This window comes from Mesorhizobium sp. M7A.F.Ca.CA.004.06.1.1 (assembly GCF_003999135.1).
Classification (GTDB): domain Bacteria; phylum Pseudomonadota; class Alphaproteobacteria; order Rhizobiales; family Rhizobiaceae; genus Mesorhizobium.
In genome coordinates this window covers 4062-9821 of the sequence record NZ_RZPQ01000146.1, presented here as the reverse complement: position 1 = coordinate 9821, position 5760 = coordinate 4062, and the positions used below count along the sequence as shown (strand labels likewise).

Here is a 5760-nt window from a genome sequence, read left to right as displayed (position 1 = left end):
ATCCGGTACAATCCACACAGGCCGTGCGGAATGGCGAACAATGATGGACCTCAGTGACCTGAACGCCTTCGTGGCGGTGGCGCGCGCCGGCGGTTTTCGCGATGGCGCGCGTGCGAGCGGCGGCAGCGCCTCCGGCTTGAGTGAGGCGGTGCGTCGCCTGGAAGCGCAGCTTGGTGTCAGGTTGTTCAATCGCACGACGCGCAGCGTTGTCCCGACCGAGGCGGGCCTCAGCCTGCTGGAGCGGCTCGGCCCGGCGCTGTCGGAGGTGGAGGCGGCGCTGGATGTGGTGAACGGCTTTCGCGACAGGCCGGCGGGTTCGCTGCGTCTCAATGTGCCGGTCAGCGCCGCGCGGCTGATATTGCCGGATATCGTGCCGGGTTTCCTCGCCGCCTATCCCGGCATCCGTCTGGAAGTGATCGCCGATGAGAACTTTGTCGATGTGCTGGCGGCCGGGTGTGACGCCGGCATCCGCTATGACGAGCGGCTGGAGCAGGACATGATCGCGGTGCCGATCGGACCGCGCGTGCAGCGCTTCGCCACCGCTGCCAGCCCTGCCTATCTTGCTCGTCATGGGCGGCCGCAACACCCGAGCGACCTGCTTGGCCACTCTTGCGTGCGCGGGCGCTTTGCCAGCGGTGCGATGCTGCCTTGGGAGTTCGAGCGCGACGGTGAGGTGGTGCGGGTCGATCCGACAGGGCCGCTGATCGTGCGGATCGGCGGCGCGACCGATCTTGCCGTCGATGCGGCCATCGCCGGCACCGGCATCATCGGCCTCTTCGAGGGCTGGCTTCGCCCCTACTTCGAAAGCGGCGCGCTTGAGCCCATTCTCGAACCGTGGTGGCCGAGTTTTCCCGGACCGTTCCTCTATTATCCCGGCCGGCGGCTGGTGCCGGCCCCGCTGCGGGCGTTCATCGACTATATCAAGGGCGGCAAGGCCTGACCTGTTTATGCCGGCGCCTTCACCCCACCCGGCGCTACGCGCCGACCTCCCCATCGAGGGGAGGTAGGGCGTCGCGCTCTTCTACCTCCCCTCGATGGGGAGGTCGCGCCGCAGGCGCGGGTGGGGTGACTGCCGAGCCGCAAACAAAAAGGCCGCCCGGAGGCGGCCTTTTCGATTGTCTGAAGCTGCGGAACGCTTAGCGCTTCGAGAACTGGAACGAACGACGGGCTTTCGCCTTGCCGTACTTCTTGCGCTCGACGACGCGGCTGTCGCGGGTCAGGAAGCCGCCCTTTTTGAGCACGGCGCGCAGCGTCGGCTCGTAATAGGTCAGCGCCTTGGAGATGCCGTGACGCACGGCGCCAGCCTGGCCGGAGAGACCGCCGCCGACAACGGTCGCGACGATGTCGTACTGGCCGGCGCGGTTGGAGGCGATGATCGGCTGGTTGAGGATCATCTGCAGGACCGGACGCGCGAAATAGGTCGCGAATTCCTTGTCGTTGACGATGATCTTGCCGGAACCCGGCTTCACCCAGACGCGCGCAATGGCGTTCTTGCGCTTGCCGGTGGCATAGGCGCGGCCCGACTTGTCGAGCTTCTGGACGTGGACGGGGGCTGCCGGCTGGGTATTGGTGTTGCCGGTGGCGGCGCCCAGTTCTGCGAGCGAGGAAAGCTCAGCCATCTTATGCGACCTTCTTGTTCTTGGCGTTCAGCTTGGCCACGTCGAGCACGACGGGCTGCTGTGCGACATGCGGATGCTCGGCACCTGCATAGACGCGCAGGTTCTTCATCTGGCGACGGCCGAGCGGGCCACGTGGGACCATGCGCTCAACGGCCTTCTCGACGACACGCTCGGGGAAACGACCCTCGAGCAGCTGGCGCGCGGTGCGCTCCTTGATGCCGCCTGGGTGGCCGGTGTGCCAGTAATAGACCTTGTCGGTGAACTTCTTGCCGGTGAACACCACCTTGTCGGCATTGATGACAATGACGTTGTCGCCGTCGTCGACATGCGGGGTGAAGGTCGGCTTGTGCTTGCCGCGAAGATGATTGGCGATGACAGTGGCCAGACGACCGACGACGAGACCTTCGGCGTCGATCAGGATCCACTTCTTCACCACATCCGCAGGCTTCTGCGAAAAGGTTGTCATGTTTTCTGCTCTCGGTTCTGACCTTCATAAGAGAAGGCGTTTCTTGTTGCTTGGATTGTCGGAAGGACGCTGCCCGCCGCCAATAACAAAACGGCGGCCTTTGCGGGCCGCTGCTTCGTGAGGGCTTATAGGCGAGGGTGGTGATCGCGTCAAGGCGCGCGAAAAGGAGAATATCTGACAAAATGCGGCGAAAACAATAAGTTAAGTGAAAGGTATTATTTTACCACATCGCCATTCCGCTTCGGCGGGATCGAATAGGTGCCGGTGGCGTGCGCCACCGTGTGCCCGTCCGGGCCGGCAACGATGTCGATGTCGAACACCATCAGGCTCTTGCCCAGCTTCAGGATGCGGCAGTGGCCGTCGATCGGTCCGGCCTCTGCCTTGCGCACGAAATTGATGTCGAGGTTGACGGTAACGGAAAGCGCATCCGGCCCGGCATGGCTGAGCACGCAGACGTAGCCGCCAATGTCGGCCAGCGTGAACAGCGAAGGGCCGGACACCGTGCCGCCCGGACGCAGGTGCCGCTCGCCGGCGTTGAGCCGCACGGTGCAGCCGCCGGGGAACACGTCGATCGCCTCGAAATATTTGAACTGCTCGTTGAGCTGCGGATAGACGGTCTCCATCAGCGCATTGACTTGTTGCGCGGTCAGAACCGGCTTCAAATTGGTTTGGGCGGGCATGTCGGTCTCTCGTTTTGGCCGACCTGTATGGGCGCGGCGCGGCATTTCTGACAACCTTCGTCCCCTGGCGCAAGCGATCGGTGTTGGACGAAACCTGATCCGGTATTAGATAGCCCAGGCGGAATCGCGGAGACCTTATCCATGGCCGAAATCCTTGCCATCAAGCCTGCCGCCGTTGAAGGTCCGGTTGTTGCACAACTGGACAAGGGCGTGCTGCGCCTGACGCTCGCCAATCCGCCAGCCAACGCGCTGTCGCTGGCGGTGATGGCGGCGCTGACGGCCGAACTCGAGCGCGCCAAGGCCGACAAGGCCGTTCGCGTCATCGTTTTGTCGGCGGCCGGCAAGGTGTTCTGCGCCGGCCATGATCTCAAGGAAATGACGGCGCGCCGCACTGACGCCGATCATGGCAAGGCCTTCTTCGCAGAGACGTTTGCCGCTTGTGCGACGCTGATGCAGGCCATCGTGCGCCATCCCGTGCCTGTGATCGCCGAGGTTGACGGCCTTGCCACCGCCGCTGGGCTGCAACTGGTCGCCAGCTGCGATCTGGCGATCGCCTCGCACGAAGCGACCTTCTGCACGCCGGGCGTCAATATCGGGCTGTTTTGCTCGACGCCGATGGTGGCGCTGTCGCGCAACGTTTCGCGCAAGCATGCCATGGAGATGCTGCTGACCGGAGAGACGATCGATGCGGCGACCGCCAAGGAGTTCGGCCTGGTCAACCGCGTCGTGCCGCGCGAATACCTGAATCAGATCGTCACCAAATACGCGCAAACCATTGCTTCCAAATCATCTTTGGTGGTCAAGACCGGCAAGGAAGCCTTTTACGCCCAGGCTGAAATGGGCCTCGCGGACGCCTATGCCTATACCGGCCGGATCATGGTCGAGAACATGCTTGCGCGCGACGCGGAGGAGGGCATCGGCGCCTTCATCGGCAAGCGCAAGCCGGAATGGAAGGACGAGTAAGGAGAACGTCATGGAACCGCGCATCTCCATCATCACCATTGCTACCGATGATCTAGACCGCGCCGTGCGCTTCTACGAAGAGATGGGCTTGAAGCGGCATGCCGCCATCACCGACGGGGTCGCCTTCTTCCAGATGGGCGGCGTCATCCTCGGCCTGTTCCCGCGCGCCAGCGCAGAAGAGGATTCCGGCATCGCCTTCGCCGCGGCGCCATCGGCGGTCTACCTCGCCTACAACACTCGTTCCGACGCCGAAGTCGACGACGTGCTCGCCAGGGCGGAAAAAGCCGGCGGCCGCATCGTCAAGCCGGCCGGCCGGGCCTTTTGGGGCGGCTGGTACGGCTATTTCGCCGACGCCGACGGGCATGTCTGGGAAGTGGCGCACAATCCTGCCTTTCCGATCGCGGAAGACGGCACGATTTCGCTACCTGGCTGATGGCCCATCGCAAGCAGCTGACGCGGCTAAAGGCTCCCTATCTGAAGCGCATCCTGCTCGACGCCGAGCGCGTGGCGGACTGGGAGAAATATCCCTGGAATCTACCGCTGTTTCGCGGCCATGAGTTCGAACTCGAATTCACCACGCCGATCACCATCATTGTCGGCGAGAACGGCACCGGCAAATCGACGCTGCTCGAGGCGATCGGCGCACTGGCCGGCTATGACGAAGCCGGCGGCGGCAAGGGATATATGCCAGTCGACCATTCCAGCGCTATCGACAAGAGTGGTGCTGCGTTGGCCAACGCATTCCGTGGTCACTGGCTGCCGAAAGTCACCGCCGGCTGGTTCTTTCGCGCCGAATCCTTCTACTCCGTGGCCCGCTATCTCGATCAGGCAGCGCTGCAGTCTGGCGGGGCGCCGCCGGACTTCCTGTCCTGGTCGCATGGCGAGGGCTTTATCCGATTTTTCGAGGAGCGCTGCCGCAGGCAGGGCATCTACATCCTTGACGAACCCGAGAGCGCACTGTCGCCGACGCGACAGATCGAGCTGCTCAAGATGCTGCGGCGCATGGACCAGTCGGGCACCGCGCAAGTGATCATGGCGACGCATTCGCCGCTGCTGATGGCTTGTCCCGGCGCGCGGCTGTTCCGCATCAGCCGCTTCGGGCTCGACCCGACCGATTTCAGCGATACCGATCATTTTCGCATGATGCGCGACTTCTGTACCGATCCGCAGGCGTTCATGGAGGAAGCGCTGCGGGAGGATGACGCGTGAGCGCCGGCGACGATGATCTCAACTGGCGCGTCGAGCAGGCATGCCGCGAAGGCTGGCCGGCGGCGACCGGGGCGATCTTTGATGGCTGGCTCCTGCGGCGCTCCGGCGGACGGATCCGGCGCACCAATTCGGCCAATCCCTTGCGCGGCCAGCGTGGCGCGCCGGATGCTGTCATCGGCGCCGCCGAGTCCTTCTACATCGGCCACGGCCAGACGCCCTTGTTTCGGGTTCCCGACATCGCCGGCGAGCTCGAAGCCATACTCGACCATCGCGGATACCAGCCGGAAGGCGGCACGATCCATCTCCATGCCGGGATCGGCGACCTGGCTGAAGTCCGCGATGAGCAGGTCACCGTTTCGAAAGTGCCGGGCGAGGACTGGCTCGCGGCGCGGTTCCGCATGGGGACCTTTGACGACGCCGAGTGCCGCATCTTTCGCGAGATGACCGGGCTGATCGTCGGCGACCGGGCGTTCGTATCCTGTGAACGCGACAGCGAAATTGCCGCCTTGGCCTATGGCGTCATCCGCAATGGCCTGCTTGTGGTGGAATCGGTTGAAACCGATGGCCGTTTCAGGCAGCAAGGTCTGGGCCGCAAGACTGTCGGCGGCCTCATCGGCTGGGCGCGGCGGGCAGGGGTTCACGCCGCATGCTTGCAGGTGGTGGTCGACAACACGCCGGCTCGCGCTCTCTATGCCTCGCTTGGGTTCAGCCGTGAACTTTACCGATACCACTACCGCAGGAAGCCGCATGAACCACGATAGCTACGACAACACCTACATCGCCGGCATCCTCAATTCGGTGAAGACCATCGCCATGGTCGGCG

General features: G+C 63.9%; 8 protein-coding genes and 1 pseudogene. 6 read left to right on the top strand and 3 right to left on the bottom strand.

All coding sequences use genetic code 11. The features are described 5' to 3' along the window. The first annotated feature begins 40 nt into the window (after window positions 1–40). The gene (locus EN906_RS11795) at window positions 41–940 is read left to right on the top strand and encodes a LysR family transcriptional regulator (RefSeq protein ID WP_127268566.1); all 900 of its coding nucleotides are present in this window, start codon (window positions 41–43) and stop codon (window positions 938–940) included. Window positions 941–1136: 196 nt separating this feature from the next. Here the strand turns inward: EN906_RS11795 and rpsI are convergent, their stop codons facing one another. The 3 genes from rpsI to EN906_RS11780 all read right to left on the bottom strand — a co-directional run bounded on the left by rpsI (window position 1137) and on the right by EN906_RS11780 (window position 2765). Then, on the bottom strand, window positions 1137–1619 hold the full coding sequence (gene rpsI, locus EN906_RS11790; protein ID WP_023810272.1) for a 30S ribosomal protein S9: 483 nt from the start codon (window positions 1617–1619) through the stop codon (window positions 1137–1139). Between the two features lies 1 nt (window position 1620). Further along, window positions 1621–2085, bottom strand: a complete 465-nt coding sequence (gene rplM / locus EN906_RS11785) for a 50S ribosomal protein L13 (RefSeq protein ID WP_013532205.1) — start codon at window positions 2083–2085, stop codon at window positions 1621–1623. A gap of 215 nt (window positions 2086–2300) precedes the next feature. Beyond that, on the bottom strand, window positions 2301–2765 hold the full coding sequence (locus EN906_RS11780) for a PaaI family thioesterase (RefSeq protein ID WP_027162402.1): 465 nt from the start codon (window positions 2763–2765) through the stop codon (window positions 2301–2303). 141 nt (window positions 2766–2906) lie between these two features. On the opposite strand from EN906_RS11780, the gene EN906_RS11775 reads away from it, so the two are divergent. From EN906_RS11775 to EN906_RS38225, 5 genes and pseudogenes are all read left to right on the top strand, one after another. Continuing rightward, window positions 2907–3728: an enoyl-CoA hydratase gene (locus EN906_RS11775; protein WP_127268567.1), complete on the top strand. Its 822-nt coding sequence runs from the start codon at window positions 2907–2909 to the stop codon at window positions 3726–3728. 10 nt (window positions 3729–3738) lie between these two features. Then, window positions 3739–4161: a VOC family protein gene (locus tag EN906_RS11770; protein ID WP_127268568.1), complete on the top strand. Its 423-nt coding sequence runs from the start codon at window positions 3739–3741 to the stop codon at window positions 4159–4161. Then, a complete protein-coding gene (locus EN906_RS11765) occupies window positions 4161–4937 on the top strand; it encodes an AAA family ATPase (protein WP_127268569.1) in 777 nt (258 codons plus the stop codon). Before EN906_RS11770 ends, EN906_RS11765 begins: the two co-directional genes overlap by 1 nt. Next, window positions 4934–5698, top strand: a complete 765-nt coding sequence (locus EN906_RS11760) for a GNAT family N-acetyltransferase (RefSeq protein WP_127268570.1) — start codon at window positions 4934–4936, stop codon at window positions 5696–5698. The genes EN906_RS11765 and EN906_RS11760 overlap by 4 nt, the downstream gene beginning before the upstream one ends. Further along, window positions 5685–5760 (top strand): annotated as a pseudogene (locus EN906_RS38225) (CoA-binding protein); the annotation flags it as partial. The gene EN906_RS11760 and the pseudogene EN906_RS38225, both read left to right, overlap by 14 nt.

What these genes read in the sequence shown, in the direction of transcription:
- rplM (WP_013532205.1), bottom strand. Translation starts at nt 2,085, where the DNA reads ATGACAACCTTTTCGCAGAAGCCTGCGGATGTGGTGAAGAAGTGGATC.
- rpsI (WP_023810272.1), bottom strand. Translation starts at nt 1,619, where the DNA reads ATGGCTGAGCTTTCCTCGCTCGCAGAACTGGGCGCCGCCACCGGCAAC.
- EN906_RS11770 (WP_127268568.1), top strand. Translation starts at nt 3,739, where the DNA reads ATGGAACCGCGCATCTCCATCATCACCATTGCTACCGATGATCTAGAC.
- EN906_RS11765 (WP_127268569.1), top strand. Translation starts at nt 4,161, where the DNA reads ATGGCCCATCGCAAGCAGCTGACGCGGCTAAAGGCTCCCTATCTGAAG.
- EN906_RS11795 (WP_127268566.1), top strand. Translation starts at nt 41, where the DNA reads ATGATGGACCTCAGTGACCTGAACGCCTTCGTGGCGGTGGCGCGCGCC.
- EN906_RS11780 (WP_027162402.1), bottom strand. Translation starts at nt 2,765, where the DNA reads ATGCCCGCCCAAACCAATTTGAAGCCGGTTCTGACCGCGCAACAAGTC.
- EN906_RS11775 (WP_127268567.1), top strand. Translation starts at nt 2,907, where the DNA reads ATGGCCGAAATCCTTGCCATCAAGCCTGCCGCCGTTGAAGGTCCGGTT.